The sequence below is a fragment of the Micromonospora citrea genome, assembly GCF_049629545.1.
In the GTDB taxonomy this organism is placed as follows: Bacteria; Actinomycetota; Actinomycetes; order Mycobacteriales; family Micromonosporaceae; genus Micromonospora; species Micromonospora citrea_A.
The window spans coordinates 525905-548131 of the sequence record NZ_JBNADX010000001.1 but is presented as its reverse complement, the minus strand read 5'-3'; the positions used below and the strand labels follow the sequence as shown (position 1 = coordinate 548131).

Genomic DNA, 22227 nt, shown 5'->3' with positions numbered 1-22227 from the left:
GAGACCGGACCGGCGACGCCCGGCCATCGACGAACCGGCGCGGTCCGCGCCGCAGGAGGGAGTACGGCGTGCGGGTCGTCTCGCTGGTGCCGTCGCTGACCGAGGCGGTCGCGGTGACCGTGCCGGAGGTGCTGGTCGGCGCGACCGACTGGTGCACCCACCCGGCGGGGCTGGACGTGGCCCGGGTGGGCGGCAGCAAGTACCCCGACCTGGACCGGGTGCTCGCCCTGCGGCCGGATCTGGTGCTGCTCAACGTGGAGGAGAACCGCCGCGAGGACGCCGACGCGCTGGCCGCGGCCGGTGTGCCGGTGCGGGTCACGTATCCGCGTACCGTGCCGCAGGCGTTGACCGAACTGGCCGACCTGCTGGCCGCGTTGGGCGTCGCCGGGGAGCCGGGCTGGCTCGCCGCGGCGCGCCGGGCCTGGACGACCCCACCCGCGCCGACCGCCGTACGCCGGGCGGTCGTGCCGGTGTGGCGCCGGCCCTGGGTGGTGCTCGGCGGCGACACCTTCGCCGGGGACGTGCTGCGCCGCCTCGGCGTGGTCAACCTGTACGGCGACGACCCCGAGCGGTACCCACGGCCGGATCTCGCGGCGCTGCGTGCCCGGGAACCGGAGCTGGTGGTGCTCCCCGACGAGCCGTACCGGTTCAGTGCCACCGACGGTCCGGAGGCGTTCGGCGGCACGCCCTGCGCGCTGGTCTCCGGCCGCCACCTGACCTGGTACGGCCCGTCGCTGGCCGAGGCGCCCGGACTGCTGGCCGCGCAGCTCGACACGTCGACCCGGTGACCAAGGACCCGTGGTCGGCGGGCCCTTCGCGCCTGTCCCCGCCGGCACGTCCGAGGTGGACTGCGGGTACGAGGAGAGGAGTGCGTCATGCAGAGCAACCGACTGATCGTGGTGGGGGTCGACGGATCCGAGGGCGGCCGGCGGGCGCTGGACTGGGCGGTCGACGAGGCGACGGCCCGCGGCGGCAGCGTCCAGGCGGTCGTCGCCTGGCGGTGGGACCGGATCGAGTTCGGCCCGGCGAACACGGTCACGCCCGTCGACGAGCGGCAGCGCGCGACCGAGGTCCTCGACGACGAGCTGCGGGGCCTGGCCGTCCGCAAGGGACCGGGCCCCACGGTGGCCGGCGAGGTCGTCGAGGGACCGCCGGCGGACGTGCTCACCGCCGCCGCCCGCACCGCCGACCTGCTGGTGCTGGGCAGCCACGGGCACAACCGACTGCGGCACACCGTGCTCGGCTCGGTCAGCGAGGAGTGCGTACGCAAGGCGTACTGCCCGGTGGTGGTCATCCCGGTGCCGGCGGCGGCGCCGCGGACGACGAACGAGCCGGCGCTGCGCGGCTGAGCCGTCCCGGACGTGGCGGTCGTTCCCCGCGTGGGACGGCCGCCATTCGCTGTCCAGGACCGTCCGCCCCTTCGGCGGGAAGCCGCCGGGTACAGGGAGGGGCCAGTCCGGGGCAGGGAGCGGGCCCCGTCCAGGGGGTGTGGACGGGGCCCGGGGAGGATGGCTCAGGCGACCGGGGTGACCTGCCCCGGCGGCAACTCGACCAGGATCGTGTCGTCCACGTCGTACCCGATCCGGTCGACGACCCGGACGACGCCGCTGACCTGGCCGGCGAGCCGGACGGCGAGGTCGGTGGCGCTGCGCCGGTCCAGCCGGCCGTCCAGGGTGACCTCGCCGCCGCGCACCTGCACGGTGACCAGCCCGTCGCGCACTGCCAGCACCCGGCGCAGCACCTCCTGCACCACGTCCTCACGGATCTCGGCGTCGGTGCGCAGGTGCACGCGGAGCAGGTCGCTGCGGGTGACGATGCCGACCAGCCGGCCGAGGTCGTCGAGGACCGGCAGCCGCTTGACCGCCTCCCGGTCCATCAGCCGGGCCGCGGCCGGCAGGGTGGACCCGGGGAACGTGGTGACGGCCGGCGCCGTCATCAGCTCCTTCGCCACCAGCGCGTCGGCCTTCTCCCGGGCGGTCCGCCGCCGCCGGCTCTCGAAGACCCGTCGCTCGTCGGGATTGCCGGCCCGCTCGACCTTGTGCAGCAGGTCGGCCTCGGACACCACCCCCAGCACCCGGCGGAAGCCGTCCACCACCGGCACGGCGCTGATCCCGCGCCGGATCAGCGTGTCGACGATCTGGCGGTACGGGGTCTCCTCACTGACCGTCGCGACGTCCCGGGTCATCACGTCGCCCACCTGCCACGTCCTCATCACGACCTCCTCGGATGGTCTGCACCACGACGCTACGACCGCGTTGACCAGGCATGTCAGGGGCGGTGGGCCGGGTTGCGCGGGGCCGAAGGTCCCGTCCCGCAGGCCCATTCCGGGGTCCAAGGTCCCGCCCTCGGACGGCCCGGTCGGCCCTGCTAGGCGAGGCGCCGCGGGGGTGAAATGAATGTGCCACCGGAAAGCGCGGTGCGAGGCAGAGAAGGGACGTGGACATCATGACCGCGACGATCGAGCGGAACACCACCGCCAGGACCATCGCTCCGGTGGCCGAGACCGAGACCACCCGCCAGCGCGCCGCCCGGTACGTCTGGGCCGGCACCCGGATCGCCCTCGGCTGGATCTTCCTCTGGGCGTTCCTCGACAAGGCCTTCGGCCTCGGTTACGCCACCGAAGCGAAGAACGCCTGGATCAACGGCGGCAGCCCGACCAAGGGGTTCCTGACCTTCGGCGCGGCCGGCCCGTTCAAGGGCATCTACAACGACATCGCCGGCGCCACCTGGGCCGACTGGCTCTTCATGATCGGTCTCGCGGGCATCGGTGTGGCCCTGGTCCTCGGCATCGGGATGCGGATCGCCGCTGCGGCCGGCGCGCTGCTGCTGGTCCTGATGTGGACCGCCGTCCTGCCCCCCGAGAACAACCCCTTCATGGACGACCACCTGATCTACGCCGCGGTGCTCGCCGGCCTCGCCCTGGTCGGCGCGGAGAACACCGTCGGCCTCGGTCGGGCCTGGGGCAACCTGCCGATCGTCCGGAAGTACGGCTGGCTCAAGTGACCCGACGGATCCCGGAAGGGGCGCCACCACCCGGTGGCGCCCCTTCCGGCGTCTGCGGGACCGCGACGGGCGGCCCCGCAGACGCCGTGTCCCGGGGTGTGGCCGGCATCGGCGGGACGCGATCGGGCAGGATCGACCTCGACCGGACGATCACGGCCGTGGCCGCGTCGCACGCGGGGCCACCGCCACTACGGCAGGAGAGCAACAGATGACCATGCCCCAGGCAGGCAAGCCCGAGGTCGGCCCGATCGAGGGCGCGCCCCCGGCCGAGCTCGTCATCGAGGACATCACCGTGGGCGAGGGCCCCGAGGCCCGGCCGGGTCAGCTGGCCGAGGTCCACTACGTCGGGGTCTCCCACTCCACCGGCCGGGAGTTCGACGCCTCCTGGAACCGGGGCGAGAGCTTCCAGTTCCCGCTCGGCGGCGGTCAGGTCATCGCCGGCTGGGACCAGGGCGTGGTCGGCATGAAGGTCGGCGGTCGCCGCCGGCTGACCATCCCGCCGCACCTGGGCTACGGCGCGCGCGGCGCCGGTGGTGTCATCAAGCCGAACGAGACCCTGGTCTTCGTCGTCGACCTGGTCGGCGTCCGCTGACCGGTCGCGGGGTCGCCGGTCCGGCCGGCGGCCCCGCACACGCCCGCCCCCCACCGGTCCGGCCGTCACCCCGTCCCGCCCCGCCGCCCGTCAACCGGCCCGGCGGCGGTCGGCCCCGCCGGTCAGGCGCAGGCGGCCAACTCGCTGCGCCGGCAGGGCCCGGCCGGCGTCGTCGTCACCACCGGGATCACCCGGTGCACGCCGGTGACGCGCAGCACCCGCGACACCACCGGATCAGGATCGGCCAGCACCAGTTCCCCGCCACGGGCGCGCACCCGCAGCCGCGCGGCGAGCAGCGCCCGGACGCCGGCCGCGGAGAGCAGCCGGACCCCGGAGAGGTCGACCCGCAGCACCGGCCGGGCCGGGGCGGCCCAGAGCGCCGCCCGCAACTCGCCGACCGAGGCGAGGTCGATCTCGCCGGTCACCCGTACCTCGACCGCGTCGTCACCCACGCCGAGCTGCACGTGGAGCCGGTCATCGCGCTGTCCCATACGGACGAACCTAGCCCCGCCCACCGACATTTCCGCCCTGCCACGGGTCGAATCCGGGTACACCCCGGGTGGTCCCCGAGACCGTCGGCGGGTCCTCCCTGAGGAGGAGACGCGCCACGACACGCCGCCCGGGCGGGCGGAACGCGGATCGGCAGGCGAGAATGACCCGATGGTCGTACCGCGCCAGCGCCAGCGCCCGCCCCGCCTGATCCGGCCCGTCCGCGAGCCGGCCACCGTCCCACCGCCGCTGGACGGGGCGTGGGCCGCCACCGACCGCCGGCTCGACCACGCCGAGGTGCTGCCCCTGCCGCCCGGCGCGCACGGTCCCGAGGACGTGCTCGTCGACCCCGACGGCCGGGTCGTCAGCGGCGACGAGGACGGCCGGCTCTGGTGGTGGCCCGCCGACGCGCCCGCCGGCACCACGCCCCAGCTGCTCGCCGAGACCGGGGGCCGGCCCCTCGGCATCGAGCTGGACCCGGTCGACGGCACCCTGGTGGTCTGCGACGCGTACCGGGGGCTGCTCCGGGTCACCCCCGACGGGGCCGTACGGGAGCTGACCGGCACCGCTCCCCCGGTGCACCTGGCCGACAACGCCACGGTGGCCCGCGACGGCACCATCTACTTCACCGACTCCTCCGACCGCTTCCCGCTGTCGCACTGGAAGCACGACCTGCTGGAGCACCGCCCCAACGGGCGGGTGCTGGCCCACGACCGGCACAGCGGACGCACCGAGGTGGTGGCCGAGGGGCTCTACTTCCCCAACGGCGTCGCGCTGACCCCGGACGAGTCGGCGCTGATGCTGGTCGAGACGAGCACCCACCGGCTGGTCCGGGTCTCCCTGCCCGACGGTGCGGTCACCGTGCTGGCCGACCTGCCCGCGTACCCGGACAACCTGACCGCCGTCGGCGACGGCACCTACTGGATCGCGCTGCCCAGCCCCCGGCTGCCCGTGGTCGAGCGGCTGCTGCCGCACCCGCGGCTGCGGCAGCTGGTGGCGCTGCTGCCCGACGCGGTACGACCGCAACCGCAGAAGTACGGACTGGTCGCCCTGGTCGACGGCGACGGGACGGTGCTGCGGACCCTGCACGGCCCGGGCGGGGCGTACTGGATGATCACCGGGGTCCGGCAGCACGGCGACCGGCTCTGGCTGGGCAGCCTGATCGGCGCCGGCATCGCCCGCGTCGACCTGGGCTGACCGCGCCGATCACGTCGACACCCGCGACCCTGACCGGACCGCACGACCGCGACCGGCCCGCCGTCCGGCGGGCCGGTCGTACCGGCCGTTCCTCCCCTGCGGTGTCAGCCGCCGCTGGCCGACGGCCCCGGCGCGGGCGACGAGCCGCCGGCCACCGCGCCCGGGTGCCCGTGGCCCATGACGGGCGCCGGCTTGAGCCCCGGCGGCACGGGCAGCGCGCTGCCCCGGGCGAACTCGTCCCAGCTGACGTTCCAGGCCGTCCAGCCGTTGCCGGGCTCCAACTGCACCTCGGTGCCCTTCACCGTGATCAGGTCACCGACCTGGGTGACGCCCATCAACCAGTCGGCGGCCGAGGACGAGATGTTGGCGCAGCCGTGCGAGACGTTGGTGTTGCCCTGGTCCCCCTCCGACCACGGCGCGGCGTGGATGAACTCGCCGCCCCAGGTGTAGCGCTGGGCGTCCTCGACGTCGACCACGTAGGGGTCGGCCGAGCCCCGGGTGTCGAAGGTCGTCTGCTGGTGCTTCTCCATGATCACCATCTTGCCGCTGGAACTCGGCGTACTCGGCTTGCCGAGGCTCACCGGGATCTTGCGGACCAGCTTGTGGTCCTGGAACACCGACATCTGCTTGGTGGCGTTGTCGATCTCGAGAGCCACCTGACGGCCGATCTTCGAGGTCGCCCTGCGGTCGTCGTCGCCGACGTACTCCTTGCCGATCGGCAGGCCCTCCAGCGCCGCGCGGACGCTGATCCTCGTACCCGGTTTCCAGAAGTCCGGGGCCCGGTAGTAGACCTGGCTGCCGTCCTCCAGCCACGACCAGGTGCCCGGCTGCGGCGGATCGACCTTCACGAACAATCGGCGCTGCACCGCCGCCCTGGCCTCTTTCGGAATCACCGGATCGAATGCGACCGTCACCGGCATCGCCGTGCCGTACGTCTGGTTGCCGGCAAAATACAGCGTGCTGGTGATTTCCTGCTTGTTCGATTTCGGCGCGGTGGTGAACGTCGTCCGTTTCACCGTGCTGCGCCCCGACGAACCGGTAGCGGTCACCTCGGCCGTGTAGGTCCGGCCGTTCTCCAGCGGGGCGCCCGGCACCCAGCTCGAACCGTCCTCCCGGGGCTCCCCCGAGATCTTCCTGCCCTTGTCGTCGGTGAGCGTGACGGCGGTGACCTTCCCCCCGGTCACGCTGGTACCGACCTCCGCGCTGACCGGCACGTCCCTCGTCCGGTCGACCGGGCTGACAGTGACCGCCAGATCCGCCGCCGCCCGTCCGGGCGCCGACCCGTCGGCCGGTCTCCGTTCGGCGGTGCACCCGCCGAGGATCAACGGTGTGGCTGCGATGGTCACCGCGAATAGCGTCAATCGCCGCCTCACGTCCATGTTCGGCCCCCCATTTCCGCTTCCCTTGGCCACATTCTGTACGGCGTTTCTCCCGGCGCGGCGCTCTTTCGCGGGAATTGCTCGCAAACGGGCGGGCATTTGGCCGTACGTGTGCTGGCAGGTCGTCGTAAGGGCGGCACGTCCCGGTTCGGCGTGGCTGGGACGGACCGTACCGGCCGTACCGGTCAGTCCCAGTCCTCGTCGCCGTGGTTGCGGTCCCACCGGCCACCGACGGGCGGGGTGTCCAGCCGGACGGCGGCGTCGACGTTGCCCGCGAAGTCGTTGTCCTCGACCCGGCAGGAGACGCAGCTGCCCCGATCGGTGATCCACAGCCCGTGGGTCTGGGTCCGCTCGTCGTGGCTGTCCCAGACCCGGTTGCCCCGGATCGTCGCCGAGTCGAACGGCGCGTTGATGGTGATCCCGGCCCGGACGGTGGCCGCCGCCGGCAGCTCGTACCGCTGTCCGGGCGGCGGGGTGTCGGCGCTCCAGGCGGTGAACGAGTCGGGGCGGACCGGGGCGAGGCTGAGCTCGGTCGCGTCGTTGGCGGCCACCACCGCCATCCGGTCACCGACCCGGACCACCTTGCCCCGGTGCCCGTCGTGCTGCCAGTTCGCCTGGCGGTCCACGACCAGCTTCTCGGTGTAGCGCACCGAGTCCCCGCCACCGGACTCGGCGCCCGAGCACTGCCGCCCGTTGGCGCGGATCCGGTTGTTGATCAGCATGGCGTCCCGGACCGGCCGGTCGATGCGGATGGCGTCGCCGCTGTTGCCGTAGAAGTCGTTGCTCTCGATGACGATCTCGCGGGCGTGCTCCTGATCCTGCTCCTCCCGGCCCAGACTGCGCTGGTGGTAGCCGTAGCGGCCGTTGCCGCTGATCCGGTTGCCCCGAATGGTGTACGGCCCGGGCGTGTTGCCGATGCTGACCCCGTCGCGGATGTTGCCGTCGATCACGCAGTCGGTGAGGATGCCGCCCCGCCCGGCCGTGCCGGTGGTCCCCTTGGCCGAGACGTGGAAACCGGCTTCCAGGTTGCCGGTCATGGTGCAGGCGGAGACGATCAGCCCGTTGGCGCCCCAGTCCGAGATGCCGAACCGGTTGCCCTGCGCGTGGCAGCCGATGATCCGGATGCCGCGCGGGCGCAGGCCGCCGCTCTGCTGCAACTCCAGGAAGATCCCGTTCGTGGAGTTGCCGACCGCCGAGCAGTTGATCACGTTGAGCCGCTCGACGCTGCCCCACCCGCCGATCCCGACGCCGATGCCCGCGCCACCCATCTCGGTGCCGTTGTCCAGCCGTCCGCAGCCGACGACCAGCACCCCGTCGATCAGCGTGTCCTGGAGGAAGTCGCAGCCCAGCCCGGTCGCGGCGGTGTGGTGGATGTAGAGGTTGCGGAACAGGCCCCGCACGACGTACTGCAACCCGAGCCCCTTGGCCAGGGGGTTGTACTCGGCCGACGACACCCCGGAGCCGTCGATCTCGAAGTCGGCGAAGGTGCAGTACGCCAGGTGGCGTTCGGGATCCGCGCCGTGCAACTGGGTGGTGTAGAAGGCCAGCGGAACCGGGTCGGCACGGTTGCCGGCATTGCTCAGCACGAACCGGGTCGCGCCGGGACCGGCGCCGATCAGGGAGACCCCGCTGCGCCAGACCGTCCCGGCGTCCCGGATCGAGTACACCCCGGGCGGGCAGTAGATCACCCGGGCCCGCCCGTCCGCCGAGTACGCGTCACCGAGCCGGTCGACCAGCGCGGCGAACGCGGGCTGGTCGTTGGTCTTCCCGTCGCCCGTCATCCCGTGTTCGCGCGCGTTGCACATCAGCGGCGCGCCGGCGACCGGGTGCAGCCGCACACCGCCGGGCACGTTCGGGTGCGCCATCGGCCCCTCCCCTCGATGACCGGGCTGGCATTCCCGGTCCGCGCGGGGAGAAACAGGTACGCCCGGAGCCCCGGCACCGAGGGTGGACGGTGCCGGGGCTCCGGGCGGCGGATTCAGACGTTGGCGACCAGCAGCGCCGGCTGCTCGACGCAGTCGGCGACGTGCCGCAGGAAGCCGCCGGCCACACCGCCGTCGCAGACCCGGTGGTCGAAGGTGAGGCTGAGCTGGGTCACCTTGCGCACCGCGAGCTGCCCGTCGACCACCCAGGGCTTGTCCACGATCCGGCCGACCCCGAGCAGCGCCGCCTCCGGGTGGTTGATGATCGGGGTGGAGCCGTCCACCCCGAACACCCCGTAGTTGTTCAGGGTGAAGGTGCCGCCGGTGAGCCGGGCCGGCGGCAGCGTGCCGGCCCGCGCGGCGGCGGTGGTCTCCGCCAGCGCGGCGGCCAACTCCCGGGTGGTGAGCCGCTGGGCGTCGCGCAGCACCGGCACCAGCAGGCCCCGGTCGGTCTGCGCGGCGATGCCCAGGTGCACCCCGGCCGACTGGACGATCCGCTGCCCCTCGGTGTCGACGTGCGCGTTGAGCTGCGGGTACTTCCGCAGTCCGCTGAGGCAGATCCGGGCCAGCAGGGCCAGCACGCTCACCGGGGCGTCCGGGGTGGCCGCGTTGATCGCCGCCCGGGTCTCCAACAGACCGGTGGCGTCCACGTCGACCCAGATGGTCACCTCGGGGATCTCCCGCCGGCTGCGGGAGAGCTTGTCGGCGATCACCTTGCGGATGCCGGTGAGCGGGATGACCACGTCACCCTCGCCGGCCGGGGCGAGGCCGACGTGGGCCTGTCCGGCGTCCGGCACGGCGGCGAGCCGGGCCGCCGGGGCCTCCGTCGCGGCCTCCACGTCGGCGCGACGGATCACTCCGCCGGGCCCCGTGCCGCGCAGCGTCGTCAGGTCCACGCCGCGCTCCTTCGCCAGCCGGCGCACGATCGGCGAGATGACCAGCGGGGCCGGCCCGCCGCCGGGCGCGGCGTCACCGGGGGCCGACGCGGTCGCAGCGCCCGGCGTCGTCCGGCCGGCGCCCTGCGCCGAGCCGACACCCGCGGGGGCGCCGGTCGAGGCGGGCGTGCGGTCGTCAGGTTCGGGGGCGACCGCCAGGCGGGGCCGGCGGCGGCGCCGGCCCGAGCTGCCGTGCCCGGTGCCGTACCCGATCAGCACGTTGCCGGAGCCGGCCCGCTCCTCCTCGCGGTAGGTGGCGTGCCCGGCGGGCTCCCCGTCGTCGGAGCCCGCGCCGTCCAGCGGCGCGACGGTGATCAGCGGCTGGCCGACCGGGCGGACCTCGCCCGCCGCGCCGTGCAGGGCGACGACCCGACCGGCGTACGGGCAGGGCACGTCGACCACGGCCTTGGCGGTCTCCACCTCCACCACGGTCTGGTCCACGGTGACCACGTCACCGACGGCCACCCGCCACTCGACGATCTCGGCCTCGCTCAGCCCCTCGCCCAGGTCCGGCAGGAGGAAGACCTGGGCCCGCTCCACCGTGGTCACGCCGCGCTCCCCTGCGGCAGCCAGCGGGCGTCCGGCTGGTCGTCCCACTGGAGGCGGGCCACCGTGTCGAGCACCCGGTCCACCGACGGCAGGTGGGTGTGCTCCAGCATCGGCGCCGGGTACGGGATGTCCAGCCCGGACACCCGCAGCACCGGGGCGTGCAGGGCGTGGAAGCAGCGCTCCTGCACCCGGACGGCGATCTCGGCGCCGACCCCGGCGAAGCCCTGCGCCTCCTGGATCACCACGCACCGGCCCGTCCTGCGCACCGAGGCGGCGACGGTGCCGTCGTCGAACGGCACGATGGTGCGCACGTCGACGACCTCCAGGTCCCAGCCCTCCTCGCGGGCGGCCTCGGCGGCCTCCATCGCCACCGGCACCGCCGGGCCGTACGCGACCAGGGTGGCGTCGGTGCCCGGCCGGCGTACGACGGCCGTGCCGAACGGCGCGGTACGCGCCGGCAGCTCCGCCTCGGCGCTGGAGAAGTAGAGCTTCTTCGGCTCCATGAACACGACCGGGTCCGGATCCTCGATCGCCTCGCGCAGCAGCGAGTACGCGTCCTCCACGGTGGCCGGGGTGACCACCTTCAGGCCCGGGGTGTGCGCGTAGTACGCCTCGGACGAGTCGCAGTGGTGCTCGACGCCGCCGATGCCACCGGCGTACGGCACCCGGATGACGATGGGCACGCTCAGCGACCCGCGGGTGCGGTTGCGCAGCTTCGCCACGTGCGAGGCGATCTGCTCGAACGCCGGGTACGCGAACGCGTCGAACTGCATCTCCACCACCGGACGCAGCCCGGACATGGCCAGGCCGACGGCGAAGCCGACGATGCCGGCCTCAGCGAGCGGAGTGTCGAAGCAACGCTTGTCGCCGAAGCGGGCCTGGAGCCCGTCGGTGATCCGGAAGACGCCGCCGAGCTGACCGACGTCCTCACCGAAGACGAGCACCCGCTCGTCGTCGAGCATCGCGTCGGCGAGCGCGGCGTTGAGCGCCTTCGCCATGGTCATGGTGGCCATCAGGCGTCCCCCTCCTCGTCCCTGGCGGCGGCCAGCTCGGCGCGGACCTGCTCGCGCTGCTCCACCAGCTGCGGGGTCGGCTCGGCGTACACGTGGTCGAAGAGGCTGAGCGGCTCGACCGTGGGCTGGGCGTTCATCCGCTCGCGCAGGTCGGCGGCGTACGCCTCGGCCTGCTCGGCGATCGCGGCCACGGCGGCGTCGTCGAGCACGCCCCGGGCCCGCAGGTAGGTCTCCAGCCGGGCGACCGGGTCGCGGTCGCGCCACGCCTCGACCTCGTCGGCGTCCCGGTAGCGGGTGGCGTCGTCGGCGTTGGTGTGCGGCTCCATCCGGTAGGTGTGCGCCTCGACCAGGAACGGGCCGTGCCCGGCACGGGCGTGCGCCACCGCGCGGGTGAGCACCGCGAGCACGGCGACGGGGTCGTTGCCGTCGACCTGCTCGCTGGGCACGCCGTAGCCGACGCCCTTGTACGCCAGGCTCGGCGCAGCGGTCTGCCGGGACAGCGGGACGCTGATCGCGTACTTGTTGTTCTGCACGAAGTACACGACCGGCGCCTTGAACACGGCGGCGAAGTTCACGCCCTCGTGGAAGTCGCCCTCGCTGGTGGCCCCGTCGCCGATGAAGGCCAGCGCCACCGTGTCGCGCCCCTGGTAGGACTCGCCGTAGGCCAGGCCGGCGGCGTGCACGCACTGGGTCGCCAGCGGGGTGCACTGCGGCGCGGTGTGCCGCTGCGCCGGGTCGTACCCGCAGTGCCAGTCGCCGCGCAGCAGGGTGAGCACCTCGACCGGGTCGATGCCCCGGGAGGTCAGCGCCATCGACTCGCGGTAGGTGGGGAAGACCCAGTCGTCGTCGCGCAGCGCGAGGACCGCGCCGACCTGACAGGCCTCCTGACCGCGGGAGGACGGGTAGACCGCGAGCCGGCCCTGCTTGGTCAGCGCGGTGGCCTGGACGTCGAAGCGACGCCCGACGACCATCCGGCGGTACATCTCGCGCAGCGCCTCGACGGGCGGCTCGGGACAGTCGGCGCGGGACGGCAGCGGGGTGCCGTCCGGATTCAGCAGCCGGACCGGCTCGGCCTGCGGCAGCAGGCCGGCGGACGGGTCCGGCGCGGCCGGGGTGGCCGGCCGGCGGGTGCGCGGGGATGCCCTGCGGACCGCCTGGGGTGTGGTCGTCACGGCGGGGACCTCCTGGACGTGTGGTGGCCTTATGCTCCTGCCGTTGGATGATTGACTCAAGACGCGCGGTGAACGTGGGATGAATGGCATGAACAGGGGGCTGATGTGAGCCAGGAGACCCCACCGACACCGGGCGGGCCGGGCGGAACGGGACGTTCGGCCGGCCCGCTGGACGAGGTCGACCGACGCATCCTGGACGAACTGGTCCGCGACGGCCGGCTGTCCATCCGTACGCTCGCCGAACGGGTGCACGTCTCGCGCACCAACGCGTACGCCCGGGTGGAACGGCTGCTGCGCGACGGGGTGATCACCGGCTTCGCCGCCCGGGTCGCCCCGGAGCCCGCCGGGCTGGGCACCTCGGCGTACATCGCGCTGACCATCCAGCAGAACACCTGGCGGGAGGTGTCGGCGGAGCTGGCCCGGGTGCGCTACGTGGAGCACGTCGCGCTGCTCAGCGGCGAGCACGACGTGCTCGCCCTGGTCCGCGCGCCGGACAACGCCACCCTGCGGGACGTGGTGCTGGACCGGGTGCAGGGCATCGCCGGGGTGCTGTCGACCCGCAGCTGGCTGGTCTTCGAGGAGTTCACCGGCGCACAGACCCCCTGGGACTAGCTAGCCACCAGCGGTTAGGCCCTGAGCCTGCCCGTGGTGCACATCGCTCACCCACTCCCAGCCTGGCTCGGCCGAGGGGCCGATCCGCGGGTCATCGGGCTCGCGGCCGTCACGCAAGGCGAGCACGTACGCCCGGTCGCGCTCGATCCGCTCGTGCACCTGACCGGCTCCGCCGACCGACCCGTGGCCGGGGACCACGACGTCGACGTCGGCCGCCACGCTCTCCAGCAGCCGCAACGCCGCGAGGTAGTCCTCGATCGGGTCGGCGGCGCCGTCCAGGTCGAGCATCGGGACCAGGACGTCGGAGAGCATGTCGCCGGCGACGAGAACCCCGCGCTCCTCGACGAGCAGCGCCGCGTGGCCCGGCGCATGCGCTTGATGCTCGACGATCCGGACTCCGGGGCCGTCCCAGGGAATCCGCGCCGTCCCGGCGGGCAGGGCGGTGATGAGGCCGTACAGGTCCAGCGGGACCTGCCCGGCGATTTCCGTCTCGGCCAGGTGTTCGGTGATGTGGGCCTTCGCGTCCGGGTCGGACAGCTGTTCCCGGACAGCGGCCGCGCAGCGGGCCGTGCCGTAACGGGGCGCTTCGCCGAGCTGTGCGTGCCAGAGCAGGTGATCCCAATCCGGATGCGTCGAGAAGCCCGCCACGACGGTCCGGCCCGATGCGGACAGGTCGTTCGCGAGGCAGGCCAGTTCGTGGTCCTGCAACCCGGGGTCGATGAGCAACACGCCGGCGCGGCCTTGCACGACGATGGTGTTGCTCTGGAGGAATTCGCTCTCGTGAACCAACACGCCGTCCGCGACCTGCCTCAGCACGAGCTCGCCTCCCGGACGGCGTAGTGGTGCATCGTGACGCCCTGCTTGAACGATCGCTGCTCGAGCAGGTCGAGCTCGATCGGCATGTCCCAGTCATCGAACAGCGGCCGGCCGAAGCCGAGGATCGCCGGGTGGGTGAAGAGCAGCAGTTCGTCGAGAAGCCCCGCCCGGAGCACCTGCGTGGCGAGCGCCGCGCCGCCCACACCGAGGGTGCCGTCGGTCTCAGCCTTGAGGGCGGCCAGTTGCTCGATCGCGTCGTCCCCGCCGATGATCCGGGTGCCGTGATCGGCGCTGTGGCGGGTGCGGGAGACGAGCACCTTGGGCGCGGAGGTCCAGATCTCGCCGTACTCACGCATGAAGTCCGGCAGCGACGCGTCCTCGCGCGCCCGTGGCCAGTACTCCTCCATCGTCTCGTAGATGACCCGGCCCTGGACCATGCCCGCGAGCGTTCGCGCCCGCGCGTTGAACTCCCGGTGCAGCTCCTCGTCGATGCGCAGCCACTCGCCGGCGCCGTCATCCCCGGGAACTTGCTCGATCCGCAGGTCGAGGGACACGTTCATCCAGTACAGGAAGCGGCCCATCATCCCCCTCCTCCCCTAGTGGTTGCGATTTGCAACCACTATATTGGGGGCCAAGTGCCTGTCAAGGAGGAGTCGTGGAACCACGGTCCGGGTGTCCGATCAACGCGGCCGTCGAGGTGCTCGGAGACCGCTGGACGCTGCTCGTGCTCCGCGACGTCATCTTCGGCGACCGCCGCTACTTCCGGGCGCTGCTCACCGGGTCGATCGAGGGCATCGCCTCGAACATCCTCGCCGACCGCCTCGTGCGGCTCGTCGAGGCGGGGATCCTCACCCGCGGCACCGCGGCGCGAGGGCAGCGCGCCCGCTACAGCCTCACCGAGGCCGGCATCCAGACCCTTCCGGTCCTCTACGCGCTCGGCAACTGGGGCCTCGACTGGCGCCCGGGCACCGAGGAGCTCCAGATCCGGCAGCGGATCATGCGTGACGCGGGCCCGGCGTTCATCGAGGAGCTCATGGACGAGCTCCGGGTGCGCCACCTCGACGCCCCGCCGAAGCCCCACGACGGCCCGGGCCCGCTCGAACGCCTGAACGCCGCCTACGCCGCCGAGCAGGAACGCCGCGACTAGGGCGCGTGTCGAAGTCCAGGTGGGGTCCGGCAAGGCGGAGATCGGTCCGAATACCGGTGTCGTATCCGGACCGATCTCCAACGCCGCCGGGCGTCACCTGGGCCCGCCACAGGCCGGCCAGGACTTCGACACACGCCCAAGGGCGCTCAGCGTTCCGACGGTGCCTCCAGCCCCTCCCGGTCGGCCAGCTCCAGCAGGGGCTGCAGGGAGAAGCGCCGCTCGTCCAGCCCGGCGTGCGGGTCGCCGCGCCCGGCGAACCGGGCCGGCATGCCGGCCACGTCGAAGTCCTCCGGGCGGGCGTCGTCCAGCTCCGACCAGTCCAACGGCGCGGACACCAACGCCGCCGGCGTCGGCCGGATCGAGTACGCCGAGGTCATCGTGTGGTCGCGGGCCATCTGGTTGTAGTCGACGAAGACCGGCCGGTCGCGCTGCTCCCGCCACCACGTGGTGGTGACCAGGTCGGGGCGGCGGCGCTGCATCTCCCGGCCGAGCGCCAGCACCGCCCGCCGGCACTCGCCGAAGCTCCAGCGGGGCTCGATGGAGAGGTAGACGTGCAGGCCCCGGCCGCCGGTGGTCTTCGGGTAGCCGACCAGACCCAGCTCGGCGAGGAAGGCCCGCACCTCGTGTGCCACCGGCACCACCTGCTCGAAGCCGACGCCCGGCATCGGATCCAGGTCGATCCGCAGCTGGTCGGGGTGCTCCACGTCGGCGGCGGTGACCGGCCAGGGGTGGAACCGCAGGGTGCCCAGGTTGGCCGCCCAGATCACCACGGCCAGCTCGCTCGGCGCGACCTCGTCGGCGGTGCGGCCGCTGGGGAAGGTGATGTGCGCGGTGCGCACCCAGTCGGGCGCGCCGGCGGGCAGGCGCTTCTGGTAGAAGGCGTCACCCCGGTTGTCCTGCCGGGTGCCGATCTTCGCCCCCTCGAACACCCCACGCGGCCAGCGTTCCAGCATGGTGGGGCGGTCCCGCAGGGCGCGCAGGATGCCGTCGCCGACGGCGAGGAAGTAGCGCACCACGTCCAACTTGGTCAGCCCACGCTGCGGGAAGTAGGGCTTGTCCGGGCTGGAGACCCGGACGACCCGCTCCCCGACCTGGATCTCCTCGGCCGCCGTCGTCGCCACGCCTCACACCGTAACGGCAGGTTCCGACACCGGGGCCCGGCTCACGGGGACTCGGCGGCGACCGGCAGTCGACGCGTCGCGACGGCCGGCGCAGGCGTGCGGGTGGGCCCGCCTCCGCCGGCCCGGACCTGCGCTCCTAGGCTGCCGGCATGGCGACGTACCTCGACGTGCACCCGGAGAACCCGCAGCCGCGGACGATCAGCCGGGCGGTCGACCTGCTGCGCTCCGACGGGTTGATCGCGTACCCGACGGACTCGTGCTTCGCCCTCGGCTGCCGGATGGGCAACCGGGACGGCATCGACCGGATCCGGGACATCCGCCAGCTCGACGGCCGGCACCACTTCACCCTGGTGTGTCGGGACTTCGCGCAGCTCGGCCAGCTCGTCCAGATCAACAACGCCCTGTTCCGGTCGCTGAAGGCGGCCACTCCGGGCAGCTACACGTTCATCCTGCCGGCGACGAAGGAGGTGCCGCGCCGCCTGCTGCACCCGAAGAAGAAGACGGTGGGCGTGCGCATCCCCGACCACCCGGTGGCGCAGGCGCTGCTGACCGAGCTGGGCGAGCCGCTGGTGTCGAGCACCCTGCTGCTGCCCGACGAGGCCGAGCCGATGACGCAGGGCTGGGAGATCAAGGAGCGGCTCGACCACGTGCTCGACGCGGTCATCGACTCCGGCGAGTGCGGCACCCTGCCCACCACCGTGGTCGACTTCTCCCAGGGCGAGGCGGAGATCGTCCGCCGGGGCGCCGGCGACCCGTCCCGCTTCGAGTAGGCCCTCGCGCGCCGGCCGACCGGATGACGTGATCCACTCCGGGCGGCGGGGTCAGACCGGCTCGTCGTCCGACGAGGGCAGCGGCAGCAGCAGGGCGGTGTTGCCGGTGCGCCGGTCGGAGTGCGCGGGTGGCGGCAGGTCGGCGCCCGGTGCCCGGCTGTACAGCCGGCCCGCACCGGGCGGCCCGGCACGGCGGGAGACCTGGCAGGTCACCTGGTGGATCGGCGCGGGCGCGGTACCGAACCGGCCCGGTCCCCAGCGCACCCAGATCGCGATGCGGCCGGCCGCCGCCTCCGCCGCCAGCTTCTCCCAGGTACGACGCCGATCGGTGTGGTCGACCTCGACGACCACGGGCGGCCCGTCCGGCCGGGCGCACGCCACGTCGAGCACCGACTGCTGACGGGACAGCGGTGGCGGTAGGGGCAGCACGCTCGTCGCCCGGCGGTAGACACGCCAGCCCTGGTCACCCGCCCAGGCGACCACGGAGTCGATGATCCGCGCCGTCACCGCGTCCGTGCCCAGGTCGACGAAGGCGAGCCGGGCGAGAGCCTGCCCGAGCGACGCCGCCAGCCGTTCGCCGTCCACAACGCCGTCCATGCGCGCAGGGTAGCGGCTCACCCGCCACGACCGGCGTCCTCCCGATCGACCGGCCCGCCGCCCCGGGCGGCGGGCCGGTCACGATTCGCCGTCAGGACCGGTCGGGAAGCTGACGGTTGTCGGGCGGGGCGAGGCGGTCGGCCGACGGGTCGGGAGCGGTGACCACGTCCGGCACGCCGGTGACCGGCGGCAGGGTGGCGGGGCCGGTGACGGGCAGCGTCAGCGTGCTGCGCCCGAGGTCCACCCGGACGGTGGCGTCCCGGTCGTCGATCTCGGTGAAGCCCGGGTCGCTCTGGGCAAGGACGAGACCGAGGACGTGGCCGGCCGGCAGCACCGCGTCGTACGCGTTGAGCGGCAGGGTGACCGTGTACCAACGGTCCGGGCGCAGCGGGCTGGTGAACCGCAGGGACCGGTGGTGCGCCGCGTCGAGCCAGCCGCGGGTGAGCACGCCGTGGTCGGTGACCGCGGTGATCTCGGCCGTGTCCCGGTAACAGGCGTCGTCGGCCTCGGTGGACTCCCCCCAGCACGACTCGGTGGTCAGCGTCCGGACCCCCTCGGAGTTGCGGTACTGGATCCGTTCCGCAATGCCGTAGTCGACGAGTCGCGCGCTCAGCGCGGTGGTCGGCCGGTCGACCCTGATCCGCAGGCGCACCGACGGCGTCCCGGAGATCCGCAGCGGCGCGGTCAGCGCGCCGGAGAGGAACACCAGCCGCCCGGCGCGGGCGGTCGTCGGTTCGGTGACCACCTGCGGCTCGGTCAGCGACTCGTCGGTGTACGCCCGCACCACTCCCGGACGGGCGCCAGGACCGCCGAGCGTTCCGGTCGTGCCGTCGCCGGCCCCCAGGGACACCGGAACGTTCCGGGTACCCGGCGCCGGCCAGTCGCGCTGCTCGGTCCACACCCCGGGGGCTGTCTCCAGGGTGGCCCGGGGCTCCCGCATGACGCCGTTGGGCAGGCCCTGCAACCAGTAGTCGAACCAGCGGTGCAGGGTGGCCACCCACTCGGCCCGGCGGACGTCGAACGGGTCCTCGTGCCCGGCCTGGTAGAGCCAGAGCATGCGCGGCACCTGCCGGTCGGCGAGCGCGTCCCACCAGCGGGCGAACTGGCCGGTGGTGACGTTCAGGTCGTTGACGCCGTGCGCGACCAGGACGCTGGCCCGGACCTGCCCGACCGAGCGGCGGTAGTCCCGCTCCGCCCAGTACGCGTTGTAGTCGCCGGTGTCCTCCGCGCTCTCCGCGCGCAGCCGGGCGAGCACCGCGGCGCACGCCTCGGCGGGCCTACCGTTGACCACCCGGTGCAGGTAGGCGGGATAGTCCGAGGCCCGCAGCAGGCCCCGGTACCGCTGGTAGTCGTACCAACTGGAGATCGCGGAGATCGGCACGATGGTCGCCAGGCCCCGCACGCCGGTGGCCGCCACGCCGTTGGCGACCGAGCCGTCCCACGACTTGCCGATCATGCCGACCCGGCCGGTGCTCCACGACGCGGTGACCGGCTCGCCGTCCAGCGTGAAGCCGCGGGCCCGGCCGTTCAGCCAGTCCACCACCGCCTTCGCCCCGGCCACCTCGGCCCGGCCGCCGACGTCCTCGCAGCCGGTGGCGCGCGCGGTGCCGCTGAGGTCGACCGCGGCGAAGGCGTACCCGCGGGGGACGAACCAGTTGTCGTAGAAGAGCGGTGCCTTGGCGATCACGCCGTTCGCGTCGTACGTCTTGCGTTCGCTCTCGTTGCCCCGGCCGCAGCAGTGGTAGTACGGCGAGGCGTCCATGATGACCGGCACCCGGACGCCGGCCTGCGCCGCCTCCCGGGGCCGGACCAGGTCGACCATGACCCGGTCCCGCGCGCCGTCGCCGTCGGCGTCGGTCGGCGTCTCGACCTGGACGCTCTCCCGGACGGCGTCGGCGTAGGAGTAGACCGGCACCGTGTGGTCGCCGACGATGTGCGGCGGGTCGGGCGCGGCGTGGGCGGGGGCGGTGGGGGCGGCCGTGACCAGCAGCGCCGTGAGGGTGGCGGCGGCCAGTGCCCGGCTCCGGGCAGGCGTCATCGTGGTCCTTCCGACGGGTACGGCAGGTCAGGCCATTCCACCCCATCGATGCGACCGCTGCCTAGACCCCGTGTCCAACCGGTCACTTTCGGCGACGTCGAAGGGTTGACCATCGACATCCGTCTTCGTAACGTTCGGCGGGACCGTCGACCCTCCCTCCACCGGCGAAGGGACCTCCGTGGCACGACGACGTACCCTCTCCCTGATCCTGGCCACGACGCTGCTCACCGGCGGCACCGTGGCCCTCTCCCCCACCGGCGCCGGCGCCTCCCCGCCGCGTCCCGAGGACGAGTACCGGCCGGTGCGCGGGCCCTCCGCCCCCGCCGAGTACCGCTATCTCCAGAAGACGGTGCGCGGCGAGGCGCTGCCCCGGCACGCCTACGACACGGCGGCGAAGGCCGGGGCCCGGCTGCCCGTGGTCGGCGGCCGCTGGACCTCGGTCGGGCCGACCAACATCGGCGGCCGGATCACCTCGCTCGCGCTGGACCCGCACCGTCCCGACACCGTCTACGCCGCCTCGGCCAGCGGCGGGGTCTGGGTGAGCCGCGACGCCGGCAACCGCTTCGAGCCGGCCTGGCCGGACGGCTGGACCCAGGCGATGGGCGCGGTGGCGACCGGCCCGGACGGCACCCTGTACGCCGGCACCGGCGAGGTCAATCCCGGTGGCGGCAGCATCACCTACGAGGGCACCGGCCTGTACGCCTCCCGCGACGGCGGCCGCACCTGGCGGTCGCTGGGCCTGCACGACTCGGGCGCGATCGGCGCGATCACCGTCGACCCGGCCGACCCGAAGCGGATCTTCGTGGCCGCCGCCGGTTCGCTCTACAACGGCGGCGGCGACCGGGGCGTCTACCGCTCCACCGACGGCGGGACGACCTGGCAGCGCATCCTCACCGGGGCCAACGAGTTCACCGGCGCGACCGAGGTGCTGATCGACCCGCGCGACGCCGACCGGCTCTACGCCGTGCTCTGGGACCACCGCCGCACCCCGGACCTTCGCACCTACGGCGGGGTCGGCTCAGGGATCTACCGCTCCACGGACGGCGGGGCGACCTGGGCGCGCCTGGCCGGTGGGCTGCCGGCGGCCGGGCCGGAGGTGGGCCGGATCGGCCTGGGCCAGTCCGCCTCGGACCCGGACCGGCTCTACGCGATCGTCAACTCCACCGCCGGCCCGTTCGCCGGCTTCTACGGCAGCGACGACGGCGGCGACGCCTGGACCCGGCTGCCGGACACCCGAGAGCTGACCACCTCGCAGTCCACCTTCGGCTGGTGGTTCGGCAAGGTCTGGGTCGACCCGGACGAGCCGCAACACGTGCACGTCGCGGGCGTGCCGCTGCTGACCACCAAGGACGGCGGGCGGACCTGGACGGCGGACAGCAGTTCCATCCACGTCGACCACCACGCGATGATCTGGGATCCGCGCCGTCCGCAGCGGGTCTACCTCGGCAACGACGGTGGGACGTACCGCTCGGACGCCGACGGTGACGGCGGCTGGGTGAAGGCCACCCACGAGCCGTACACCCAGTTCTACAGCGTGGCGATCACGCCGCAGGACGTCAGTCGGATCTCCGGCGGCACCCAGGACAACGGCTCGCTGCGCTCCTGGGGCGGCCCGGCCTTCAACGAGTACCTCGGCGGGGACGGCGAGGAGAACCTGATCAACCCGACCGACAAGGAGAACGTCTACGCCTGCTACCAGTACGGCAACTGCTTCTGGTCGGTCGACGGCGGCGAGACGATGACGTACTTCGGCAACAAGGTCACCGCGGCCCGGCGGAACTGGTTCACCCCGGTGGTCTTCGACCCGCGCGACCCGGCGGTGATGTACTACGGCGCGAACGTGCTCAACCGGTCGACCGACGGCGGCCGGACCTGGACGGCGATCAGCGGCGACCTGACCGGCGGACCGGGCCGCGACCCGATCTACACCAACTACGGCACCATCACCACGGTCGCCCCGGCCGGGGACGGCCGGACCGTCTACGTCGGCACCGACGACGGGCGGGTCTGGGTGACCCGCGACCTGGGCGGCTCGTGGGAGCTGCTGCTCTCCGGGCAGCCGTGGGTGACCCGCGTCGTGGTCGACCCGCGCCGGGCCGACCGGGTGTACGTGACGCTGTCGGCGTACCGGTCGGGCTCCCAGCGGCCGTACGTGCTCGGCTCACTGGACGGGGGCCGGCACTTCCACGACCTCAGCGGCACCCTGCCGAAGGCGCCGGTCAACGATCTGGCCATCGGCAAGGGGCTGACCCTCTACGTCGGCACCGACCAGGGCGTGTTCGTCAGCCCGACCGGCGGCGGGGTCTGGCTGCGCCAGGGCCGGGGCCTGCCGTTGGTCCCGGTCGACGACATCGAGTACGACGGCACCAACCACCGTCTCGTGGCGGGGACCTTCGGCCGGGGCATCTACGCCGTCCAGGTTTCCTGAGTGTCGCGGCTGCCGGGACCGGACGCGGCGAGCCGGCTGCGTCCGGTCCCGGCAGCGCGGGGGTCAGCGCCCTTCCTGCTGCAGCCGCTCTATGAGCATCTGCTTGCCCTGCTCACCGGCCTTGCGGTTGCTCTCCTGGATCTTGCGGAACCAGGTGGCCAGCTCGCTGTCACCGCGGGCGTCGGCGTCCGCGATGTACGTCTCCAGCTGCCAGATGTGCTGCAACGACATCTGCACGGCGTGGATCAGGTCGTAGTTCTTGTCCTTCACCGGGCTGGCCGGTTCCCTGACCATGGTGGCCACGGCACACCTCCCTGGGTCGGTCTCGGTGAGCCCAGCGGTTACCCGTCCCCGGCGGCTTCACGCCCCGCCGGGCCACGGCACCGGCGACGGGCGCGGCGGCGCAGCCCGCACGGTTACCCGGCGCGGCCCCCGGGTACGCATGGG

At 73.4% G+C, this 22227-nt stretch carries 22 protein-coding genes; 9 read left to right on the top strand and 13 right to left on the bottom strand.

Annotated features, from left to right (window positions below; translation table 11 throughout):
* Positions 1 to 68: 68 nt before the first annotated feature.
* Positions 69 to 788 (top strand): helical backbone metal receptor, encoded by a 720-nt coding sequence (locus tag ACPFP2_RS02365; RefSeq protein ID WP_424085557.1) that lies wholly within the window; start codon positions 69 to 71, stop codon positions 786 to 788.
* Positions 789 to 875: 87 nt separating this feature from the next.
* The gene (locus tag ACPFP2_RS02360) at positions 876 to 1349 is read left to right on the top strand and encodes a universal stress protein (protein WP_424085555.1); all 474 of its coding nucleotides are present in this window, start codon (positions 876 to 878) and stop codon (positions 1347 to 1349) included.
* A 164-nt stretch (positions 1350 to 1513) separates the two neighbouring features.
* On the opposite strand, the gene ACPFP2_RS02355 is transcribed toward ACPFP2_RS02360, so the two are convergent.
* A complete protein-coding gene (locus ACPFP2_RS02355; protein WP_424085553.1) occupies positions 1514 to 2212 on the bottom strand; it encodes a CBS domain-containing protein in 699 nt (232 codons plus the stop codon).
* A 224-nt stretch (positions 2213 to 2436) separates the two neighbouring features.
* On the opposite strand from ACPFP2_RS02355, the gene ACPFP2_RS02350 reads away from it, so the two are divergent.
* Together ACPFP2_RS02350 and ACPFP2_RS02345 are read left to right on the top strand one after the other, a co-directional pair.
* Positions 2437 to 3003, top strand: coding sequence for a hypothetical protein (locus ACPFP2_RS02350; RefSeq protein WP_424085551.1), 567 nt, complete (start codon positions 2437 to 2439; stop codon positions 3001 to 3003).
* A 214-nt stretch (positions 3004 to 3217) separates the two neighbouring features.
* Positions 3218 to 3595, top strand: a complete 378-nt coding sequence (locus ACPFP2_RS02345) for an FKBP-type peptidyl-prolyl cis-trans isomerase (RefSeq protein WP_091293694.1) — start codon at positions 3218 to 3220, stop codon at positions 3593 to 3595.
* A 122-nt stretch (positions 3596 to 3717) separates the two neighbouring features.
* Here the strand turns inward: ACPFP2_RS02345 and ACPFP2_RS02340 are convergent, their stop codons facing one another.
* Positions 3718 to 4086, bottom strand: a complete 369-nt coding sequence (locus tag ACPFP2_RS02340) for an STAS domain-containing protein (RefSeq protein WP_424085549.1) — start codon at positions 4084 to 4086, stop codon at positions 3718 to 3720.
* A 169-nt stretch (positions 4087 to 4255) separates the two neighbouring features.
* On the opposite strand from ACPFP2_RS02340, the gene ACPFP2_RS02335 reads away from it, so the two are divergent.
* A complete protein-coding gene (locus ACPFP2_RS02335; protein WP_424085547.1) occupies positions 4256 to 5281 on the top strand; it encodes an SMP-30/gluconolactonase/LRE family protein in 1026 nt (341 codons plus the stop codon).
* Positions 5282 to 5385: 104 nt separating this feature from the next.
* On the opposite strand, the gene ACPFP2_RS02330 is transcribed toward ACPFP2_RS02335, so the two are convergent.
* The 5 genes from ACPFP2_RS02330 to pdhA form a co-directional block, all read right to left on the bottom strand.
* Positions 5386 to 6660 (bottom strand): Ig-like domain-containing protein, encoded by a 1275-nt coding sequence (locus ACPFP2_RS02330; protein ID WP_424085545.1) that lies wholly within the window; start codon positions 6658 to 6660, stop codon positions 5386 to 5388.
* A gap of 185 nt (positions 6661 to 6845) precedes the next feature.
* Positions 6846 to 8525 carry a right-handed parallel beta-helix repeat-containing protein gene (locus ACPFP2_RS02325; protein ID WP_424085543.1) on the bottom strand — a complete coding sequence of 560 codons (1680 nt, stop codon included), beginning with the start codon at positions 8523 to 8525 and terminating at the stop codon, positions 6846 to 6848.
* Positions 8526 to 8638: 113 nt separating this feature from the next.
* Positions 8639 to 10066, bottom strand: a complete 1428-nt coding sequence (locus tag ACPFP2_RS02320) for a dihydrolipoamide acetyltransferase family protein (protein WP_424085541.1) — start codon at positions 10064 to 10066, stop codon at positions 8639 to 8641.
* On the bottom strand, positions 10063 to 11079 hold the full coding sequence (locus ACPFP2_RS02315) for an alpha-ketoacid dehydrogenase subunit beta (RefSeq protein WP_424085539.1): 1017 nt from the start codon (positions 11077 to 11079) through the stop codon (positions 10063 to 10065). The genes ACPFP2_RS02320 and ACPFP2_RS02315 overlap by 4 nt, the downstream gene beginning before the upstream one ends.
* Entirely contained in the window at positions 11079 to 12284 is a 1206-nt protein-coding gene (gene pdhA, locus ACPFP2_RS02310) for a pyruvate dehydrogenase (acetyl-transferring) E1 component subunit alpha (protein ID WP_424085699.1), read from the bottom strand. Before pdhA ends, ACPFP2_RS02315 begins: the two co-directional genes overlap by 1 nt.
* A 72-nt stretch (positions 12285 to 12356) precedes the next feature.
* Here pdhA and ACPFP2_RS02305 point away from each other — a divergent pair, with 72 nt between their 5' ends.
* Positions 12357 to 12863 (top strand): Lrp/AsnC family transcriptional regulator, encoded by a 507-nt coding sequence (locus tag ACPFP2_RS02305; RefSeq protein WP_424085538.1) that lies wholly within the window; start codon positions 12357 to 12359, stop codon positions 12861 to 12863.
* Here the strand turns inward: ACPFP2_RS02305 and ACPFP2_RS02300 are convergent, their stop codons facing one another.
* Both ACPFP2_RS02300 and ACPFP2_RS02295 read right to left on the bottom strand, forming a co-directional pair.
* The gene (locus ACPFP2_RS02300; protein ID WP_424085536.1) at positions 12864 to 13679 is read right to left on the bottom strand and encodes an MBL fold metallo-hydrolase; all 816 of its coding nucleotides are present in this window, start codon (positions 13677 to 13679) and stop codon (positions 12864 to 12866) included.
* Entirely contained in the window at positions 13673 to 14260 is a 588-nt protein-coding gene (locus tag ACPFP2_RS02295; RefSeq protein ID WP_424085534.1) for a dihydrofolate reductase family protein, read from the bottom strand. The genes ACPFP2_RS02300 and ACPFP2_RS02295 overlap by 7 nt, the downstream gene beginning before the upstream one ends.
* Positions 14261 to 14334: 74 nt before the next feature.
* Here ACPFP2_RS02295 and ACPFP2_RS02290 point away from each other — a divergent pair, with 74 nt between their 5' ends.
* Positions 14335 to 14826, top strand: coding sequence for a winged helix-turn-helix transcriptional regulator (locus ACPFP2_RS02290; protein WP_424085532.1), 492 nt, complete (start codon positions 14335 to 14337; stop codon positions 14824 to 14826).
* A 146-nt stretch (positions 14827 to 14972) separates the two neighbouring features.
* Here the strand turns inward: ACPFP2_RS02290 and ACPFP2_RS02285 are convergent, their stop codons facing one another.
* Positions 14973 to 15947, bottom strand: coding sequence for a DNA polymerase domain-containing protein (locus tag ACPFP2_RS02285; RefSeq protein WP_424085530.1), 975 nt, complete (start codon positions 15945 to 15947; stop codon positions 14973 to 14975).
* A gap of 149 nt (positions 15948 to 16096) precedes the next feature.
* On the opposite strand from ACPFP2_RS02285, the gene ACPFP2_RS02280 reads away from it, so the two are divergent.
* A complete protein-coding gene (locus ACPFP2_RS02280; protein WP_424085528.1) occupies positions 16097 to 16717 on the top strand; it encodes an L-threonylcarbamoyladenylate synthase in 621 nt (206 codons plus the stop codon).
* Between the two features lie 51 nt (positions 16718 to 16768).
* On the opposite strand, the gene ACPFP2_RS02275 is transcribed toward ACPFP2_RS02280, so the two are convergent.
* Both ACPFP2_RS02275 and ACPFP2_RS02270 read right to left on the bottom strand, forming a co-directional pair.
* Positions 16769 to 17314, bottom strand: a complete 546-nt coding sequence (locus tag ACPFP2_RS02275; RefSeq protein WP_424085526.1) for a hypothetical protein — start codon at positions 17312 to 17314, stop codon at positions 16769 to 16771.
* A gap of 91 nt (positions 17315 to 17405) precedes the next feature.
* Complete coding sequence (locus tag ACPFP2_RS02270; protein ID WP_424085524.1) at positions 17406 to 19352, bottom strand: Xaa-Pro dipeptidyl-peptidase; 1947 nt, start codon at positions 19350 to 19352, stop codon at positions 17406 to 17408.
* Positions 19353 to 19530: 178 nt separating this feature from the next.
* On the opposite strand from ACPFP2_RS02270, the gene ACPFP2_RS02265 reads away from it, so the two are divergent.
* On the top strand, positions 19531 to 21780 hold the full coding sequence (locus ACPFP2_RS02265) for a VPS10 domain-containing protein (protein ID WP_424085522.1): 2250 nt from the start codon (positions 19531 to 19533) through the stop codon (positions 21778 to 21780).
* Between the two features lie 63 nt (positions 21781 to 21843).
* Here the strand turns inward: ACPFP2_RS02265 and ACPFP2_RS02260 are convergent, their stop codons facing one another.
* Positions 21844 to 22074 (bottom strand): hypothetical protein, encoded by a 231-nt coding sequence (locus tag ACPFP2_RS02260; RefSeq protein WP_363878012.1) that lies wholly within the window; start codon positions 22072 to 22074, stop codon positions 21844 to 21846.
* Positions 22075 to 22227: the final 153 nt, after the last annotated feature.